Annotated in this window: 15 protein-coding genes; 1 reads left to right on the forward strand and 14 read right to left on the reverse strand. The window is 35.2% G+C overall.

Annotated elements, in window-relative coordinates; genetic code table 11:
* From AB1422_03275 to AB1422_03335, 13 genes are all read right to left on the reverse strand, one after another.
* A partial coding sequence (locus tag AB1422_03275) for a hypothetical protein (protein ID MEW6618366.1) occupies positions 1 to 437 on the reverse strand: 437 nt, incomplete at its 3' end.
* Between the two features lie 712 nt (positions 438 to 1,149).
* The gene (locus tag AB1422_03280; protein ID MEW6618367.1) at positions 1,150 to 2,370 is read right to left on the reverse strand and encodes a hypothetical protein; all 1,221 of its coding nucleotides are present in this window, start codon (positions 2,368 to 2,370) and stop codon (positions 1,150 to 1,152) included.
* Between the two features lie 3 nt (positions 2,371 to 2,373).
* Positions 2,374 to 3,159: an outer membrane lipoprotein-sorting protein gene (locus AB1422_03285; protein ID MEW6618368.1), complete on the reverse strand. Its 786-nt coding sequence runs from the start codon at positions 3,157 to 3,159 to the stop codon at positions 2,374 to 2,376.
* 309 nt (positions 3,160 to 3,468) lie between these two features.
* Positions 3,469 to 5,490 carry an MMPL family transporter gene (locus AB1422_03290; protein ID MEW6618369.1) on the reverse strand — a complete coding sequence of 674 codons (2,022 nt, stop codon included), beginning with the start codon at positions 5,488 to 5,490 and terminating at the stop codon, positions 3,469 to 3,471.
* An 823-nt stretch (positions 5,491 to 6,313) separates the two neighbouring features.
* Entirely contained in the window at positions 6,314 to 7,111 is a 798-nt protein-coding gene (locus tag AB1422_03295) for an SDR family oxidoreductase (protein ID MEW6618370.1), read from the reverse strand.
* 430 nt (positions 7,112 to 7,541) lie between these two features.
* Positions 7,542 to 11,771 carry an acyl-CoA dehydratase activase gene (locus tag AB1422_03300; protein ID MEW6618371.1) on the reverse strand — a complete coding sequence of 1,410 codons (4,230 nt, stop codon included), beginning with the start codon at positions 11,769 to 11,771 and terminating at the stop codon, positions 7,542 to 7,544.
* A 136-nt stretch (positions 11,772 to 11,907) separates the two neighbouring features.
* Positions 11,908 to 12,795 (reverse strand): hypothetical protein, encoded by an 888-nt coding sequence (locus AB1422_03305; GenBank protein ID MEW6618372.1) that lies wholly within the window; start codon positions 12,793 to 12,795, stop codon positions 11,908 to 11,910.
* Positions 12,796 to 12,804: 9 nt separating this feature from the next.
* Positions 12,805 to 14,118: a beta-ketoacyl-[acyl-carrier-protein] synthase family protein gene (locus AB1422_03310; protein ID MEW6618373.1), complete on the reverse strand. Its 1,314-nt coding sequence runs from the start codon at positions 14,116 to 14,118 to the stop codon at positions 12,805 to 12,807.
* A 17-nt stretch (positions 14,119 to 14,135) separates the two neighbouring features.
* Complete coding sequence (locus AB1422_03315) at positions 14,136 to 14,393, reverse strand: acyl carrier protein (GenBank protein ID MEW6618374.1); 258 nt, start codon at positions 14,391 to 14,393, stop codon at positions 14,136 to 14,138.
* A gap of 248 nt (positions 14,394 to 14,641) precedes the next feature.
* Entirely contained in the window at positions 14,642 to 15,589 is a 948-nt protein-coding gene (locus AB1422_03320) for an NAD(P)-dependent oxidoreductase (protein MEW6618375.1), read from the reverse strand.
* A complete protein-coding gene (locus AB1422_03325) occupies positions 15,586 to 16,656 on the reverse strand; it encodes a LytB (GenBank protein MEW6618376.1) in 1,071 nt (356 codons plus the stop codon). Before AB1422_03325 ends, AB1422_03320 begins: the two co-directional genes overlap by 4 nt.
* On the reverse strand, positions 16,631 to 17,416 hold the full coding sequence (locus tag AB1422_03330) for an AfsA-related hotdog domain-containing protein (GenBank protein ID MEW6618377.1): 786 nt from the start codon (positions 17,414 to 17,416) through the stop codon (positions 16,631 to 16,633). The genes AB1422_03325 and AB1422_03330 overlap by 26 nt, the downstream gene beginning before the upstream one ends.
* A 165-nt stretch (positions 17,417 to 17,581) precedes the next feature.
* Positions 17,582 to 17,833: a hypothetical protein gene (locus AB1422_03335; GenBank protein MEW6618378.1), complete on the reverse strand. Its 252-nt coding sequence runs from the start codon at positions 17,831 to 17,833 to the stop codon at positions 17,582 to 17,584.
* Positions 17,834 to 17,920: 87 nt separating this feature from the next.
* On the opposite strand from AB1422_03335, the gene AB1422_03340 reads away from it, so the two are divergent.
* Positions 17,921 to 18,679: an acyl-homoserine-lactone synthase gene (locus AB1422_03340; protein MEW6618379.1), complete on the forward strand. Its 759-nt coding sequence runs from the start codon at positions 17,921 to 17,923 to the stop codon at positions 18,677 to 18,679.
* On the opposite strand, the gene AB1422_03345 is transcribed toward AB1422_03340, so the two are convergent.
* Positions 18,600 to 19,382, reverse strand: a complete 783-nt coding sequence (locus tag AB1422_03345; GenBank protein ID MEW6618380.1) for a LuxR C-terminal-related transcriptional regulator — start codon at positions 19,380 to 19,382, stop codon at positions 18,600 to 18,602. The two genes, AB1422_03340 and AB1422_03345, sit on opposite strands and share 80 nt — an antisense overlap.
* Between the last annotated feature and the right edge of the window lie 400 nt (positions 19,383 to 19,782).

Here is a 19,782-nt window from a genome sequence, read left to right on the forward strand (position 1 = left end):
CGCTCTAATCTATATTCGGTATTGTAAGGCTCTATTTTAATCCCCTGGATTACTACTGAACGATATCCTTTATGCCGTGCATCATCAGGCAAATCTCCTTTATACCTTACTACTTGCTGGTTATGAACCAAAATCTTGCCCAGCTTCTTTTCCTTTACAGATGGCTTCCTTTCCTTTGGTTCTATCCCGCTTTGAAAGTTGCTATTGCCTTGTTGATCCTCTGAAGGATTGTTCGGCTTAATCTTTGGTTTCGGATTACACCCTTTTAACCTTGCTATCTCATCCCTTAATCGTTGAATCGTATCTTTTAGTTCCCTATTCTCTTTCACCAAATATTCTATCTGGCTCATCAATCGATAGATTAACTTCTTGAAATCGTAATCAGACGAGATCTTATCTACATCAATTTCAAAAAGAGTGTCATCTCTGTTTTCCATTCCACTCTATATATCGGCATTTTTTCAAAAAATCTTCACTTTTTTATACTATTCCACAAATTTATGAGTAGTTACCATTTTCTGTCCATACTTGCTCATGCCACTGGCTCATGAGCAAGTACTGCACATCCAATCCACAGCCTCTTTTTACCATTATATCCCTTTTTTTAAACCTCCTTAAGTTTATTTTTGGCTAGTCATCTAGCCTTATTTCTCTATCTTGCTTATGCAACCGATAGATTGGATATAATGATAACACAACGAAGGCCGGAATTCAACATAATTTTCATCTTCCTTTGTGCCCACTCCTTGTGGGCATGAGTGTTTCCCCTGAAAATAGGCTGAAGGCTGAAGGGTATAGGCTGAAGTTTTGAACGCTGTTTCCTTCAGCCTTCAGCCTTTATTTTCATTGTCATTTGTGAGTCGCAGACTCATGAGCGTTTCCCCTGAAAATGTCTGTAAGTTATTGTAATTGCTTGATTTACAAAACTACATTTTCATCGTCATTTGTGCCCTGCAAGGGCATGAGCGTTTCTCCTCCTTTTGTCGATATTATGTTTAGATATTTTCATCTGAGACCTCCTTTGTCGATTAGTTAAATTTATCTACTTTACTTAATCGACATCTGGAGGTCTTTTATTTAATTTTTTCTTAAGTCAGTGCCATTCGGGTAAACCCCAGTTTGTTTTATAGTGGAGCATCTGTTTAAATTCTAAAATCCATATTTTATCCCTCCAAAAAAGGTTGTATTATCCTTAAGTAAACCGAAAAAACTATCCTCTTTCCCTTTGTATATATCAGTACCTATTATAGATGATAAATTATCTGTAAGGGTATAAATAATCTTTGGTCTAATGAGGTAATCTCTTCTTGTAAGATTATAAATTCCAGAAATCTCAGTACTTAATGTTTCATAAAACATCTTATCTACAATCTTCAATGATACAATATTTGTTACTTTATCAAGTTGGTTATTGATAATAGCCCCTTTGACAGCAATATCTCTTAAGATAGAATCTTGAATATTCAATGGGTCTTTATAATTAGTAACAATCCTTTGCATAAACTGAAGATTCAAATACATATCTTCCCAAAGTGTTTTGTCTACTCCAAAAATATAGAAGAAATAAGGATTCTTCTTCCATGGGCTATCTCCATCCATATCTTCTGTAAAAAAATAAGCCATCTCTCCCCTAACTCCGAACTCTCTCAATATCGTAGCAAAATCTCCACCAATAACTTTGATCCTTTGATATCTTTCTATGATCCCTTGGGTTGATAAACCAAGGTCTGGCATAGGATCAACGCCATCAAAATAGCTTAATGACCAGTCTAAAACACCACCCGTAGAATCTATCTTAAAGGCATATTGACCATTTTGAAAAGACTTTGATGGTAGTTCTTCAATAACAGGATAATTTAGTGGAAACTTATTGGATTCAAAGAAAGGGAGATATATTCCAGTAAATGCAGTATTTCCATAATAATAATTTATCTTAAGTGCCATAATACCACTTCTTAAATCTCCATCCTCTGGAAAAAGCAATGTATAGTCCCAAGGAGTAAGGTTATCTGTTGGATTTACACCATCTGCTCTTCCCCATTGGATGATCTGTTTTCCAACCCGTAGGTTGAATGGATGTAAATAGATATCACTATAGATTTCTCTCATAGAAGAATGAATACTTTCCCGCTGATTCTCTGCAATGATTCTTGCCTCACTATAAAGGGATAGATAAGAACCAAATTTTGTGGTTATTTGTGGATGGAATGAGATACTGAAGATGTTCCTTTTTTGGTCAAGGTTTCTAGTGGAACTAAAATAGTATCCCTGTAAGATTCCATTTAAACTTATATCTTCTGCATAAACAAGGATGGGAATAAAAAGACAAGAAAAAATAGTATACAGAACTTTATTCTTGAAAAATGACATAGTCTATTCAATCCTTTCCAAATACCCTGTTGTAAAAACATCGTCTCTTATACCTTTGTCGATTTCAATGTTTTCAAATGTAATAATTGTTCTATGGCCAGTTTTATGGTTTATAATCTCTCTCTTTGTAGCAAGCCATCTTTTCTTACCCAAATCTGATAAATAGAGGTCAGATATAAATTGTGTCTTGAGGAGTTCATTCTCTTCATCATAATATTCTATTTTCATCTCTACAAAATTATCTTTTCTTATCCATAACACCTTTTTACTATAACCTGTATCCCTTTTAATTCTATCATCTTTTGAAGTGGACTCAACTATAAAGCAGTCTATCCCTTTAATCTTTTCTTCTCCTTTTAGGATATGAATAAAATCATCAATCTTTGGAGAAGCAATATCACCATAAGAAAAGTCAGAATTCATAAAGCTATCCCTTGTATTTCTTGAAATTATTCTCCTCGTTTTTTTTAAGGCAGGAAGATATATCCACATATCATGGTCACTTTCAGAATGTTCAATTGTCAATATACCGGTTCCTCGTATATCTTGTGGAGAATAAAATCTATATAATCTCTTGTAGTCTACCGAATTTTTTTGAAGTTTATTGATCACCTTGCCAACCCTAATCCTCTCTCCACCTTTTTTATCTATTAATACCATCTTGCTTTGTGCTTGCCAGCCTAATACCTTCCCGGCATAATCATTATTCACCATAATCTCTCTGGCATCCATGGCAAAAATAGAATTAACCCACATAAAAACTGAAATAATCCCTAATATTTTTCCCATTTTATTCCCTCCTCTTATATCTTGAACGCTCTCAGATAAAATGAGCGTTGATTTTATTAGCCTTCACACACCTCAAACTTTTCCTTCACCCCCATGTGTGGAGTAAAAAGGTTAGGGTTTAAGAAATTAGTTTTGTTTAGGGGTTAGGAGGTTAGTCTTATTTCCCTTCCTTGAAACCTCTCTGGTGCTGAACTTGATTCAGAACAGGTCAGGGATTTGCCCAAAATACTGTCCGAACTTCTTCCCTATGGTTTTACCAACATCTTAACCCAACTTCCATACGGGCTTCCTAACCGTAACCTTTACCTTTTATCCGAGAGGCTTCATCTTTTCATAGAGAAACTTAGGTTTAAATATAGTAATCATTGCTGGAAGTAAGGTCACTGTTCCTAAAGAACTATTAATCATGTTCAATGCCACAAGTCCCCCCAGATGTTTATGATATATAAGTCCCGAAAATAGTAAGATAACAAAGCCTGCAGCTATAGCAGAGGAAACAAAGAATATGGCTTTCCCCGCGGTAAGCATGGTCTCTCTAATAGCCAAATTGTGATCTTTTAATTTCCTTATCTCTTCTTTATAACGAAAAATGAAGTAAAAAGCATAATCACTACCAATACTGATGGTTAGGGCAGAAACTGCGGCAGTACTTAGAGAAAGCCATATCCCTGTGATCCCCATCAAACCGAAGTTGATAACTATAGCCACTAATGAAGGAGTAATAACATAGATACCTCCTACAAAAGATCTCAGGGCAAGAGATGCTATAAGAAATATAACAGTAGTAACTTGCCATATATTTTGTATCTTTTCATGGACGACATTATCATTTAATGCTCTCAAGGTACCCAATGAACCACCTGCAACTTCTACTGTTACATCAGTATTTCTAAAAAGGGTTGATGCTATATCTTTTGCTTCAGCAAAGATTTCATTTGAGAATGTTGCAGTGTCTATTTTTGTAAAGATTCTTATGACCCCATGTCGGTATTCTTGATCCACTATAAAATTCAAATCTTCAGAACTCAGAAGAAATAGGTATTGGCTAATAAGATTCTTATCTTTAGGGATACTATAGTAGTTTTTCTCATCACCATTCATTGCCATATTCATACGTTTGATGAAGTTAGCAAGGCTTATCGTTTTTCCAACTTCAGATCTTTTTTCTAAGTTTCTTTGAAGCCTGCTCATAGCATCCAAAACCTCAGGAGATTTAAGACTATCTGTTTTTTCCCCTTCAATAAGAATATTCATTATTGAAGTTCCAGCAAAGTGTTTATTGATAAAATCATCATCAAGCCTAACTTTCTCCTTTTTGCTAAATGCTCCGATAAAACTATTATTCACTTTTATTTTTGTTGCGCCAAGAAGAGATATAGAGAGTATTAAAAAAAATGTTACTATTATTATTATAGGCTTGCCCAAAATCAATCTTATTCCATTTTCTAAACACTTTTCTAATATTCCTTTCTTCTTTTTCTTTAAGATAAAGATATTTTTAGATGGAGGAAGAATAAAACGGATAGCAGGGATAAAGGTCATTTCCAATATTAAAGCGCTCAGTATCCCCACTGCTGTAAAAAGTCCAAATACCCTAATAGTTTTAATATCAAAAACTATGAGCGAAAGGAATCCAATCACAGTTATTATCCCTGTAAGTAGCATTACTGAGCCTACACTCGAAACAGATTCAATTATTGCCAACCTATTATTACCTAAACGATCATATTCTTCATAATACCTCTTTAAAATTTGGACAGCATGTCCGGCAGCCACGGATAGTATCAAGATAGGGGTCATAGAATTCCATACATCTATAGGAATCTTGAAAAAGCCCAGAATTCCTATCCCCCATATAACACTTAGGATACCAGTCAAAAGGGGGAAGATAATGGCCTGGATAGTTCTAAACGCCTCATAATGTATAAGCCCAATTATAATTATGACAAAGATGAAAAGTATAGCCATTTTCCTGGAATAGACTTCTAAAAAATGGACAATACTTACAGGACCACCTAAATAGATATTGTGTTTTTTATCCTTTACTTTCTCTACAATTTTTTCTACATTCTGGTAATAAGTGGAATAATTCCTATCTATCTCAAAGTCAATAATAATATTGGCTACTCTCCCATCTTTAGAAACTAAGAAAAAAGGAGCTAACTCATTTGTATATATCCTTCTTCTTAGTTCTTCCATCTCTTCGTGTGTTGTTGGTATGTTCTTTAATAAAGGATTGATTTCTATACTACCTTCAACCCCTTTTATATCTCTGACATTTGGGGCAGTAATACTCAAACAATTGCTTTTTATAATACTCTTTAATTTCATAACCTCATCTGTAATCTTCTTAATCTTCGTTAAGGTGTTAACATTAAATATATCTCCTTCTCTGTGTTCTATGCTGACAATTAAAATATTTACTCCCCCAAATATATCTGCAATTTTATTATCTAGCATGACAAGAGGATGGTTTTGGGGGAGTTGATTTTTTCTTTCTATCTCTATTTTAAGAGAAAGTGCATGGAAGCCTAAAAAGACAGTAATAAATAAAATAATCACTATCACAAAAAATCTATACTTTATTATAAATTCCCCAAACCTTTTAAACATTTTACTTCTCATAGCACTCATACCATATTTTGGTTCTTTTGGTTGAACTCTTAAAGTGTGTCTTAAATCATCTCAACTGTAGGGACTCCACTTTATTGTATGTGTTTAGATAGATATACTATTCAAGAGACGATTACTTGCGAACCATATGACCTTATCATCTTGCATCCTGTATCATGTATCATATTGTAAAACAGCCCGTTATGTTAAAGCTCATAATATTTAGCTAATCACATAGTAACTATTCAGCCATAGATGGACACGGATGAAACACTGAAAATTCGTAATCCGTGTCCGTAATTAGGTTGAAGGTTGAAGGGTTCTTCTCCTCCTAACTTTTATTTTCTCTCCTTCTTGATTCTCTGCGAGTGGAAGAAATTTCCATCCCAAAACCCCCGCCAGCGGGGGACAACCCGCCTCTGACCTCTGTCTTCTGACCTCTGTATTTATCCATGCTAATCCGTGTTAATCAGTGGCTGAATAGTTCATCGCATACAAAATAATTAATTATGCAATAAGTCTCCTGTATATTTTCATAACCTCATTTACTCATCTGGTATTTGACTATTTTAGCCACTACTTTTCTTGGAGTAAACCTGGTTAAAAAAATCTGGGCTTTGTTATAGAAACCACAAACAACTACTCTTTTCCCTCTCATCAATGCACGATAGCCAGTTTTAGCGACTGTCGAAACTTCCATTACTGGTCCTCGAAATAAGTTTATGCCTTCTATCTGTGCTCTCTTAGGAAACTCTGTGCGAGTTGGACCCGGACACAAAGTGGTCACTGTAACACCGCTACCTTCAAGTTCCTCTGCAAGGGCTTCTGACAAGCTTAAGATATAAGATTTAGCAGCACAATAAACTGCATTAAGTGGGCCAGGTACAAATGAACCAGTAGAACCAATATTTAATATCCTTCCGTACCCATGTTTTAACATTTCAGGCAAAAATAATTTTATCAGTTGAGTAGACGACACAATGCTTACCTGAATCATCTGAAGTTCTTTTTTTATATCTGTTTCGGAGAAAGGTCCGTATACATTAAATCCCGCATTGTTAACTAAGATATCAATTTGAATAGACTCTTGCTGAAGTTCATCAAAAATCTCTTTAGCCGATGTTAAAGTAGACAAATCTTTTGGGAGAACTTTTATTAATACCCCAAAAGTCTTTCTTAATTCATTTGCTCGCTGATTGAGTCTTTGTTCGTCCCTTGCCACCAATACGAGATTATAACCCTCCTGAGCAAACAATCTACTCAGTTCACAACCAATTCCACTGGATGCTCCAGTAATTAAAGCAGTTTTTTTGTTATCAAAATGGTCTAATTTTTCCATATTATCCTTCCTTCTTAATCTTAATGTAAATTTCTTATCTTAGATAAATTAATAATACTCAAAACAATTCCAATTAAACCTATTAGAGATAGAATTAAAGAATCTGGCCAATATAGCCACTTCGTAAAAATACTTAGTGTAGTAACCGCTCCCCAATAGAATATTACCAGGAAGAAAAAAATTGTCCACAATAACAGTTGGAATATTAATAAAACTCTCCTTTGAGCATTACTACCTATAAATAACCCTAATGAGGAATAAAGAAATACAAAGCCGATTAGTAGATTTTCTATTAACAAGAATTCACGATATATACCTGTTGATTTAATAAGATAAAATTGAAAAATGATGTGCATAATTCCTGTGACAAAATTCAAAATTACAAGAGATAATAATAACTTTGATAAACACCGAATTGAATTAATTTTGTTCATTGCATCTTTAATGAGTTAGAGTTTTTCTTATTCTTAAAAGCCCATGCTTGTTCCATAAATGCTTCAAGCCTTGTCTTAATATTAGTCTGTTGCAACCCGTCATCAACGAATGTGAGCATAGGAATATTTTGATTGAAGATTCTTAGTCTATTAAAACACACCGTTGCTAACTTCCCTAAGGCGCAATTAAATCCAAAGGCATTTACCAAACCATCAACTTGTCTTTTTTCAACAAAATCAACGCATTTGCCAACAAACATCGAAGGAATAACAGGTGCTACCTTTGGATTAACATATTTTTCTGCATTTATCGTTAACCATTTGTTATTCTGATCAGGAAACATCTCAGAATACCTTGCTGATATTTTTTCAATCCGTTCTTTGTATAATTTTAAAGTAGCACTCACTATCCAAGCAAAGGCTGATGTGCCATATTTTCTCCTCTCCCATAATGTTGTAACTAATCTATCTGCACCGTAACTTATAAAATCGTGCCATGAAGGTGGAAGAATGATAACACCTCCCATCGCTTCAATACCTGCAAATATTTCAGCCATTCCATAATCATGGACTCTTGTATACGCATCGCCAACAATACCAATACGGACCAGATCTCTATCTACAACTTCAACACTTTTTAAGTGATCCATTGCTTCACCAAAATGTTTTACTAACTGATCTTTTCGAATACCAAGAGCCAAAATATACTTTGCCTTTTCATATACTTCGTCCGTGTTTCCTTTTACTTTTTCATAAGGTCTGATTTGATATTTATATCGTGATAAATAGTCGTAACAGATAAAAGATTCCCACAATTCTAGAGCAACTTTCATTCCAAAATGCTTTCTCCAGTCCAAAGGATTGTCAACTACAGGTCCAAATACCCATATTCCGTCAAATCCTTGTTTTATCAGCATTCTTTTATAAAGATCTTTAAATAGCGAAAATCGACAGGCTTCTTCATATCCGAATAACAAAAATGCCGCTTTTTCAGGATAGAAATCTTCATTAGCAGCAGTTGCAAGTAAATCACCCAATATAACCTGATAGGTGCGGCACTGTTTTTCATTTGAAAACTTACGGCCTATGGTGTTTGAATACAATGTTGTCTTAGGAATTATCTTACATTTAATACTGTGCTTTTCGAATACTTCTTTGGCACCGATCATTGATTCACAAACCGGCAATATATATACTATCCTATCCTCTCTCTTAATATCCCTTATTGTGATATTGACTGACGAAGATTTATCTATATTGAAAGTAGATTTCACCTTTTTATTCACATCCATACTTTCCCAGAATGCTTCACACCTTGTCAAAATACCCGTCAAAGAATTGTGTTCATCAAATTCTATTTCTAACCACTGATTATCTTTCAATGCTTCAGTAACGTAGGGTGTTAACATTGAATCCGCAGGACATCCAAATGTCGTTGCCACAATAGGAAGTAACCTATTGTTATTGTGTTTATTATAGGTATGAATGAATTCGAGCACATTCATTGTTCTATTACTGGTCTTCCATATAAGATCGATATTTCTAACATTAGAGTTAGATTCTTCTAAAGGCAAAATATCTCCTGGAATCATTGGCATTTCCAACCCCGCTAATCGTGAAACCAAATTCAAATTGAAGAACTTGTCATGGATTATGTAAGGATGACCAATAAGTACAAAAAGTTTCTCAACAGATTTTGCATAATCCAAAGATTCTCTTCCAATATCTTTACACTTTGCAATAAACTCCCTTTGTGCAGCTATAGCTTTTTTGATAGCGATGAGCGTATCTTTCTCTGAAATATCCAATCTCATTCCTAACTCCACAAAGGCCTTCTCAATATTATTGATCTCCTCCTTCATTTTAATGGTATGAGTAAGTATATCAATATCCATTGATGCTTTTATAAAATCAGGTACTTGTTGCACATATTGGCAATTATGTGCAAATTTAGTTTTATAGCCTTCATCCGCCATGTTTAAAATGTACGGTAAGAATATTCTTTGTATTCCTCGCTCATACAAGTCAACAATGGCACCATAGACGGCTTTTATAGGATAGCAAGTATCAATCAAAATATTCGATAACCCTTTTTCATATATCTGTTTTGAATACTCATTTGAAATTTCTATATTATAACCAATTGCATTAAAAAATGTAGCCCACATAGGAAAGAGTTCGTAAAATAACAATATGCGAGGAATTCCAATAACTTCTTTTCCTTCGATTTTGTCACCTTTATACGATAACAGAATTTCATTTCTCTTTTTGAAATAGTCTGGATATCTTTTTGATATTGCAATCTTTTCTTTATCAAATTTACCACAAATGCTCCCATGAACTGACTCTTGGCCATCATTATACTTGAAACGAGTTAACATACAGAGATTTGCACATCCCTTACATTGCCTCCTCTCACTATTTACCAGTCGGTTTTTAAGCTCAAACCCAACAAAAGAAGACCTATCTCTTATTTCTTTGGATGTAATGTAGGCAATCCCCAATGCTCCTGATATTTCATGGTGAGGTGGAATTATAATTTCTTTCTTCAAAATCTGCCCAAATGCTGCCGCAACACTTTTATTAAATGCTACACCACCCTGGAAGACTACTTTGTCTCCAATCGGTCGATTTCCAACCACTTTTTCAAGGTAATTCTTCGCAATTGAATAACTCAAACCAGCCACTATATCCTGTTTAGGTGTATTATTCTGCTGATAATGAATACAATCGGATTCCATGAAAACCGTGCATCTATTTCCCATATCAACTGGATTATTCGCTGCGATTGCTAAGTCAGAATATTCTTGATTCAAATCTATCTGAAGCCGATCTGCCTGTTCTGATAAGAAGGACCCTGTGCCGGCTGCACAGGTTTTATTCATCACAAAATCTACTATAGTACCCTTATTTATCCTGATATACTTTGAATCCTGTCCCCCTATTTCTATGATGGTATCAACATCCTGAACCATTATAACTGTTGCAGTAGCCTGTGCAGTTATTTCATTCTTAACAATATCAGCACCAATAAAGTTAGCAATGAAACTTCTGCCTGAACCAGTAACCCCTACTCCTTTAACTTTAACATTTCCATTACAATATTCACGGAAATCATTTAAACATATTTTCACCGCCTCAAGCGGTTTTCCATGTGTAGAGGTATAATGTTTATATATTAAGTTCTTATCTTCATCTATAACAGCAATTTTTGTACTCACCGATCCCACATCGATTCCGATATATACCTCATTTACAGAGCAGTTATTATATTTGCTTAGTCGGTTAACTTTTGAATCTACTTGCTTTACATACTTAAACGACAAACGTGGTAAACTTAATTTTTCCCTTTTTACTTCTGCAATGCTACACAATTTTTCCCGCAGACTTTCTTTTGTTAGTCTCCTCGCGATAATGCCTTTTTTAATTACATACAATGCACATCCAATTGCCCCCATTATATCAAAGTTGGGAGGAACAATAATGTCGCCCTTATTTAAATTAAGTACTTCGGTAAATGCCTTTTTCATTCCAATATTTGCTGCAACACCACCTTGAAATAAAATAGGTGGTTTCAATTTTCTGCCTTTAATAAAGATCTCCAGATATGTTCTTGCCAGCGCATAACATAGTCCTGCTGATAAATCATTAATAGGAACACCTTCTTGCTGGAGATGAATCATATCTGTTTTTGCAAATACACTACACCTTCCCGCAATTTTTGCTGGATTTACTGACCTGTATGCTCCCTCTGATAATTCTTCAATAGATATTCCCATCCTGAATGCTTGTTGCTCCAGAAATGAACCCGTACCAGCGGCACATATATCATTCATAGCACTATCGACAATGATTGTCTCCCCTTTAGTATTTTTATCCAAAAAGATCAATTTTGAATCTTGACCACCAATTTCAATAATACTTTTAGCGTCGGGATAGAAAAAAGCTCCTGCTAAACCATGTGCTGTTATTTCGTTAATTGATTCACTATCTACAATTCCAACTATTAGTTGTCTTGCACTACCAGTGACTGTGATGCCTTCAAATTCTTCTATATCTACTTCAGAAAATAACCTATCCATACTACGCTTGAGTACATTTAATGGATCACCATGCGTCCTCTGGTAATTACGCCAAATGAGGCGCTTAGTATCATCTAATATAGCAAGGTTTAAACTTATTGCCCCACAGTCTATTCCTAAATAATATTTGGGGTTATTTATCACTTTCCCTCATCCTTTGCACTAATATCATGCTCGCAGGAAAAATAAAGAAATCTCCCCTAAGAGCACAGAATGGAATCTGTTCTTCCACCCACTTACATCTTCCATCCTATTTAAAAATAATAAAATTTCAAATACATTATTCTCCAATTCTTTTCAGCATCTCTTTTGCAACCTCTTTGTACTTTTTTGTTTCAGGAATCCATCTTAAATCTGGGATTATACTTATTAATTCTTTAAGGCTCTTTATAGCTAAATTTTTATCCTTTAAGGCTAAATAAGTGTCGGCAAGATAGATATAAGTCCAGGGTGCAGTCGGGCATATCTCTTTTGCTTTCAAAAGATACTCCAAACTCCTCTTTTTAGAACCGCCAGCAAATTCTGGCAGTTTGTACTCCATTCTCCCTAAAACTCTATAAGCACCTCCTCCTTCTACAGTTGGATCTATTGCTAAAGATTTATTAAGTGCCTCTCTTATGTCATCAACTAAAAAAAGACTTTGCAAAATGCCTTTGGTTTCGCCATAAAGTCCATACATAACACCTAACCAAAAATATCCCTCTGCTCGATCAGAAGCAATTTCAACTGCCCTTTTCGCTATTTCAATTCCTTTCTTATACATAAATATTTTCTCATCTCTTTTCTTCGGAGGAGAAAAATCGCCGAGATACCAAATATTTCTTGCTAATTTCCAATGGGAATCAAAGTTTTTTGGAATAATCTTTGTAATCTCTTCATATTTAAGATATGATTCTTCAGCATTAGAGAGAGCATTCCTTTGGGAGTATAATTCATCAGCCCGCATCATCAAATTCTCAATATTATGAGAATCAGCAAAGGCCTTCCCTATGACTATAAGTAAGAAAGTCACTGCAAATCCTACTCTTTTTACCCTTAAAATTATATTTAATTTTACCAGATACATAATATACCTAATCATTTTACTCTGTTGTGTCTTCCTTTCCACAACCTTATTAGATAAATTAGATAAATTTTTTCCTCTTCCTTCTTTTCTTTCTTTCCACATCTTTTCCTTTCATTGGAATTCAGAAAATATTAATCCTGCATTATGACCGCCAAAAGCGAAAGAATGTGAAAGAGCTACTTTAATAGGATAAAACTTAACTTCTTGCACAAAATTAAGATCTCTAAGAGGATATTCAAGGTTTCGACAAATATGTGTCTTTTTGTGGAACACACTTAAAGCACTTACCACGGCTTCAATTGCTCCACTGGCGCCGATAGAATGGCCAATAAGAGATTTTGTAGAATTCACAAGGGGCTTTTTCTTAAATAAATGATCTATTACACGCGATTCAACTTCATCATTTAACTGAGTACCTGTTCCATGGGCATTAATATAATCAATATCTTTGGGTTGAAGACCAGCATACGAAAGCATGTTGCGAATCATCCGACAAATTTCTTGTCCATTAGGCTCTATCATTAAAATACTGTAGGCATCAAATGTTTCCGCATAAGATAATATTTCTGCATATATTCTCGCATTATCTCCCATTCGTCTAAGTGCTATTCTCTCTTCTTCTAAGATTAATATAGCACATCCCCCTTCACTAAAAAGAAAACCAGAACGATAACAATCAAAAGGACGATTAATTTTATCAGGCACTATATCTCCGTGCACTAAAGTATGCGCAACATCAAATCCGCGAAAAACACCACCATATGTATCTCCCATATATTCTACGCCGCCAGCCACAGCAATATCAACCTCACCTGATTTTATCGCCTGATAAGCATGGCCTATAGCTACTGTTCCTGAAGCACAGGCCATTGAATATACACGATTTGGTCCCTTTAAACTGTACCGTAATCCGATTCGGGCAGCACAGGCATTAGCCATGCCCATAGAAATAGCAAATGGATTGAAGCGTGCAGGAGCGGTTTCGAGATATTTCTGAATATTCTCATTCACCGCTTTCTTTAAAGGCTGGTATAATAAATAGGCTGTATTCTGAATTATAGACTTAATCCCGCCAATACCAGTACCTAAAAATACACCTACGCTGTCGGGCATGTTTTTAATCTGAAACACTCTTTTCCTTTCATTGGAAAAAGAGACAGAAAACCCTGCATCTTCCAATGCTTGATGGCAGGCAACCAGTGAAAGTTTTTGGGAAGTATCAAGTTGCATCTCATCAATCTTATTGATTTGATAATTCTCCCAACATATTTTTGGCAAAGGAGACCAAAATTGTGAATTTGTTATCCCATATTCTCGCCACATTTCAGGTATTTCACAAATTACACTTTTCCCCTCAAGGCATTTCTCCCAAAAATCATTTACACCCCATCCTATGGAAGTAACAATTCCTATGCCAGTAATCACCACTTTCCTCTTGCTACTCATAATTCATCCCTCAGAATATTTGTCTTGATATAGTGGAAAGTATCACCAATTGTTTTGAGTTTACGAAATTCATTTTCTGAAATAGTACACTTACATTCTGTTTCAAAACCTACCAGTAATGTAATCATTTCAACCGAATCGACTCCCAGATCATTTTGATAATGCGTTTCAAAAGTTAGGTTTTCTGTTTTAACATTTAACACATCTGATACGATTTTTTTTATTTTAGCAATTATTTCCTCATCATTAAGCATTTTCATGCTTCCTTTGAAAATAGGAATTGGTTCTTCTCTCCCTAAAAGGTTTGAATTCTTGTTTCTCTTAAAATATTTTGAGATTCTTGAGATTTTGTGCAGACTCATTGAGATTTATTCTAACAATCAATCTCCATACGTCTCTATCAATCTTAATTTAGATATGAACCTAATGCGCTAACAAAAACAACAATACCAAGAGAGCAAAACCTCTCACAATAACCTTTCTCATAATGTATCCTGTTTTTTTAATAGCCATTTAAAGTCCTTTTTAAACCCTCTTCAATAGAAACTTCTGCCCTCCATCCAAGATCATTTGAAAATCTCGTCCTGGGAAAATCTGCATTAATAGAAACTATATCAATTGCACGCTTTGAAAGAAAGGGAGATTGTTTATTTCCAAAAAGATAATAAATCGCCTCAACAATAATTGCAAGTCCCATAAGAGGAATCTTTGGAAGTATCAAGGACGGTAATCTGTAACCTGCGTTTGTAGCAAGCAGACGGATAAAATCATGTATTCCTATCTCTCCTTCCTGAATTCCCAAATAGTGTTTTCCTACTGATCTTTCGTCGGTTGCAACCTTCATAAATAATCGGCAAAGGTCATCTATATAAATCAACGGTGCCGATTTCTCTCCACCTCGTACTAAAAATACCCTATTCTTTCCTAAATAGTGTATAAGAGTAGGCAAAAACTGTTTATCACCAGGACCATATATCAATCCCGGATAGACAAAGGTTACCTGTAATCCATATCTCTCAATATATTTTTGCACTATTCGATCTGCTGCCCATTTACTCAGCGCATAATCTGTTGCAAGAAACTTATACCTGGGGTTTACACGAAGTGCGGCAATTGAAGAACAATGCACAAGACGGCACCAAGGAGCATATTGTATAATAGTTTGACATATGTTCTCCGTACCATCAACATTAACCTGGCGGAAGCTCTGATGGGAACCATTGTGTACATGGGCGGCAAGATGTACACATACACCAGCATTTTGCATAAGAGACGATAATACTTCTTTATTACGAATATCTCCATACACAATCTCTGCTCCATTTTTAATAAGGTCCGTAGCCTTCTGAGGTGTATGTACCAGACAAATAATCTTATTTCCTTCCCGAATAGCCCATTGCGCAAACCGTTTGCCCAGAAATCCTGTTGCTCCTGTTATAGCAATATTCATAACTGTATTTCCCTTCCGTCTTTCTGATACTTCCCACGGATAATACCAGTAAGTAACCGTGCATAATATACCGTTTTACCGTACAGTCCTATTGTACACTTTCTATACCAGTAAGATTGTCTAATTTGTTCCCAATATGCTTTGGGCAATCCTTGTTTTAAATACGCCATAATAGGTTTTTCAGCTTTATTTGGAATCGGAGAACGTACTATTAACACCTTTCGGAATACATTTTTATAATACTTCTCGTACCGCAATAATTCTTTTAAACTTGTAATTGTTTTCACTTTCAAACCGCGATTCTCAAGTACATCAAATAGGGAAACCAACGATTTATTGGTGGATCCTGGTGTGGTAATTACCAGTGCTTCATCTATTTCTTTCACCAGAGATTGATCAAGTTCTTCAATTTCTCTTATGGGGCTGGACGAACTCTTAACCCACATACAATAAGTTTCTTTCATCCTATGTTCACGATAGGGGAATATCGTCTTAATATAGTCAAATATTTTCAGTGCGTGCACAGGAAGAAATGTAACATACGGTATTAAGTACATTGGTTTTCCACAGGACTGTTCCGCAATACGTTCCCGGTAATTAGCCATTTGCACAAGAATCATATCCTTTGGAAACAATGAAGCATAATTTTTAATGAGAAGATGATTGGACTCACATAAGAATACATATTGATACTTCTCGTCGGCTGACTCAAAAATCCTGCGAACAGCACGAATAAAAGGACATGGAAGATCAATGATTTCAATACCGCGCTCCCGTAATTGTTTTTCTTCATGGACGATGGAATCATAGCCAGTGTTCACAACTATATAATCCATACCTTCCGATAGGTCCTGTAGAGTATCTACGACAGGAACACCCAAACTTTTGAGCCATTGCAGGTCAACACCAACTCTGCCACCATCGTTCGTCAACCAATCGCGAATCACATATATTTTCTTCCCAAAGGGATCCCATGATTTTTTGAGCAAAGTAGGCATGTAGCCTTTAAGTATCTTATTTTCCAGCCATTTACAACGTCCATCATGTTTCAGAAAGACATATTCCATAGGAGTATCCTCGAACAAAATTTCTGTAGGCCACCAATGCCTGTCGCCCCTCAAACGACTCCAGCATCTCAGCCGGATAACCAAATCCTTTGCAGGTAACTTTGCTACCTAAAGTCCTCATCTGATAAGACTCAATTAATGCTGAAGCATTGAATATCGTTCCACGTTTATTCACCATTACTTCCTGCAGAGTAAGAATGATATCAACATGAAGCGGGAATAAAAATGAATGAAATGATACATTCATTTCATTGAGCACAAAGCGATACTTGCTACAGTGATGATTATTTGTATCCTTTAAATATTTCTTTTCCAAAAAGATTTCACTAACTGCTGTATACATCTGCCGGCTAGCTTCAATCAAAATGGTTCCTTGAATATGAACTCCAGTAATATGGTCAGATAAATCTTCACAACCTCCATCTATAACTAATGAAGACTGAAATACTCCATTTTTTGTTTCTACTGGAAAAGTGATAAGTACATTATTAGGCTTTGTCTTATGAACCAGGTGGTGAGAAATACGATGAGAAAAATTTTCTTCTATAAAAATATCTTTTGATTGAAAAATACCGTCTATCTTCTCACGAAGGTAGTCCAATATTTCTTTATCACACCCTTGTCCGATAATAAAACGCTTTGCAGGAATAACTCCTCTCTCAATCTCCTTCAATAATTGAGAGCACGTAACGACACCTTCCCACCTGCAAAAATTATTATATCGGTCACCCACAATAAAATAGACTTTCTCTTGTTGCATAGACATCTCCTCTAACCTTTTTCTCTTTCTTTATCTTTCCTTTCTTGATCATTTATCATTTCTTTGATTTATTTCTTCTAATACTTCCTTCCCTCTATCAAGCATAGATTCTAATACTCTTCAGTCCCTTTTCTTTCTATGTTCTCTGAACTGCAAAGCACATAGTTACACTTTCTCCCCCCTGATTTTTCTGAGATCTCTCAATAATTCAGAATTTAGATTTAACCGCAGTTTGCGTCTAAATATTTTACTATCTTCCCTCCATTTTTTACCCATAATTTCACAATCTGGAAGCATTATTCCTTTTATCGAAACAATACGCAAGTATAACAGTATGAATAGTTTTTTCACTACGATACATCCTAATTGATTTATTGATAAATCTCTACTATTTAATTCTACTACAATATTTCTCATCTGTCAACCTGTAAATTTTTACAGGTTGACTTTTGAAAAATTATTTTTTAAAATCTATTCAAAGGGAGGGAAAAAGGAAGAAATGTAGTGAGTCAAGAGAAACTCAAAAATAACTCTCAAATGGACATAAACCCTCCTATTTCCTTCCAAGAAGGTCCTCTAATTGTAAAAGAGATAAGAAATTGGGAGGAAAAGTTGTGTGTTTATCGTTTAAGACATAAGGTCTTTTGTGAAGAATTGAAATGGGTTCCCTGCACAAAAGATAAACTGGAAATAGATGAGTATGACCAAAAATCTGTCCTCTTCGGTGTCTTTGATACGACGACCTTAAAGCCGAATAAGAAACTCCTCGCGTGCTTGAGACTTATTCTCCCAGAAAGCGATTTTATGTTAGAGAGAGAATTCTCCTGCCTCATTGAGCCAGGGTATCATATAAGGAAGGAAAATGATACCGTAGAAATTTCAAGATTATCCGTAGCACCTGAGGCAAGAGGTAAAATATTATCCCATAATTTTAACTTTTACTATGTCTCTTTTCTCCTCTATAAAGGAATCTATCTCTGGAGTATTATACATAATATAAAGTATTTTTACATAGTGGTGGAATTAAAATTTTATCGGCTATTGCGCATCATGGGATTTTCTTGTAGAGCGATAGGAAAGCCTGAAGTAATGGAGGATAGGGTTATCGCCATAGCAGCAATATTATCTCGGAGAGATTTTGAGGTATTAAATGAAAGTAGAAATCCGGCGATGATAAGATGGTTTAGTCAATATCAATCAAACCCTGCTCAAGAGCAATGGCAACACACTGAGCCCTATTTACTGCATCAAGCTTTTGCATAATATTTTGCAGATGAAAGATTACAGTCCGTTCACTAATCTCCAAAATCATTGATATTTCCCAGGAAGTCTTCCCTTCTTTTATCCAATTAATTACCTCTTTTTCTCGAGGGGAGAGATGAATTTCTCTTTTCTTTCCCAAGGAGATTACCCGAGTGAGTGCGTGGTGAAAATGCGGAATAATTTGGCAAAGGATAATTTCGGTACGCTCATTATGCTCTACAGATTTTCCCCCGATAGAAAATAGACTCCCTTTGTGTGAAGAAAAATCTCGTAATCCATATGTATAACCTTCTCCCAGATTAAAAGACTCTGCTGTATATAGAAAATCTTTCGGCGGAGGGTTTCTTTTATAAGTTTCTATCCAATACTGTAGTCTGTAGTTTAAAAAATTTTCTTTAAAGATCGGGTCAACTTTATAATATTTTCTTTCCAGATAAATTTTTAACCACTCCTCAGGATAGCTTATATTTATAAGTTTAGAAGAAGGGATCCACAAGTCTATCGTTGTGTTTTTCTTAAGAGTGCATAATAAAGAAATGGCATGGTCGTAAGGCAGTATTAGATTTAACTTCTGAATTAACTTTTTTAAGTCCTCTTCATTATTACAGGAAAGACTTTCCTCAATTAATTCTAAAAGACAGATAGTATCTTGTTTGGATAATAAATTCTTCAACATATTCCCCTGAAAATGTTCGTAACTCATTGTAATTCCTTGATTTACAAAACTACATTTTCATCGTCCTTCTCCTGAAAATGTGTGTAAGTTATTGTAATTGCTTGAGTTACAAAATTACATTTTCATCGTCCTTTGTGAGTCGCAGACTCATGAGCGTTTCCCCTGAAAATAGCGAATTAGTGAATTAGAGATTAGCGAATTAGTATAGTATCCACAGACTCGTATCCTCTGGTTTAGAACACATATTCCCCCTTAATAAAGGGAGTTAGGGGGTTGTCCTTCTCCCATTTTCATTGCCCTTTGTGAGCCCTGGCTCATGTCCGTTTCCCCTGAAAATAGCGAATTAGTGAATTAGAGATTAGCGAATTAGTATAGTATCCACAGACTCGTATCCTCTGGTTTAGAACACATATTCCCCCTTAATAAA

The sequence above is a fragment of the bacterium genome (genome assembly GCA_040757115.1).
GTDB lineage: Bacteria > UBA9089 > CG2-30-40-21 > CG2-30-40-21 > SBAY01 > JBFLXS01.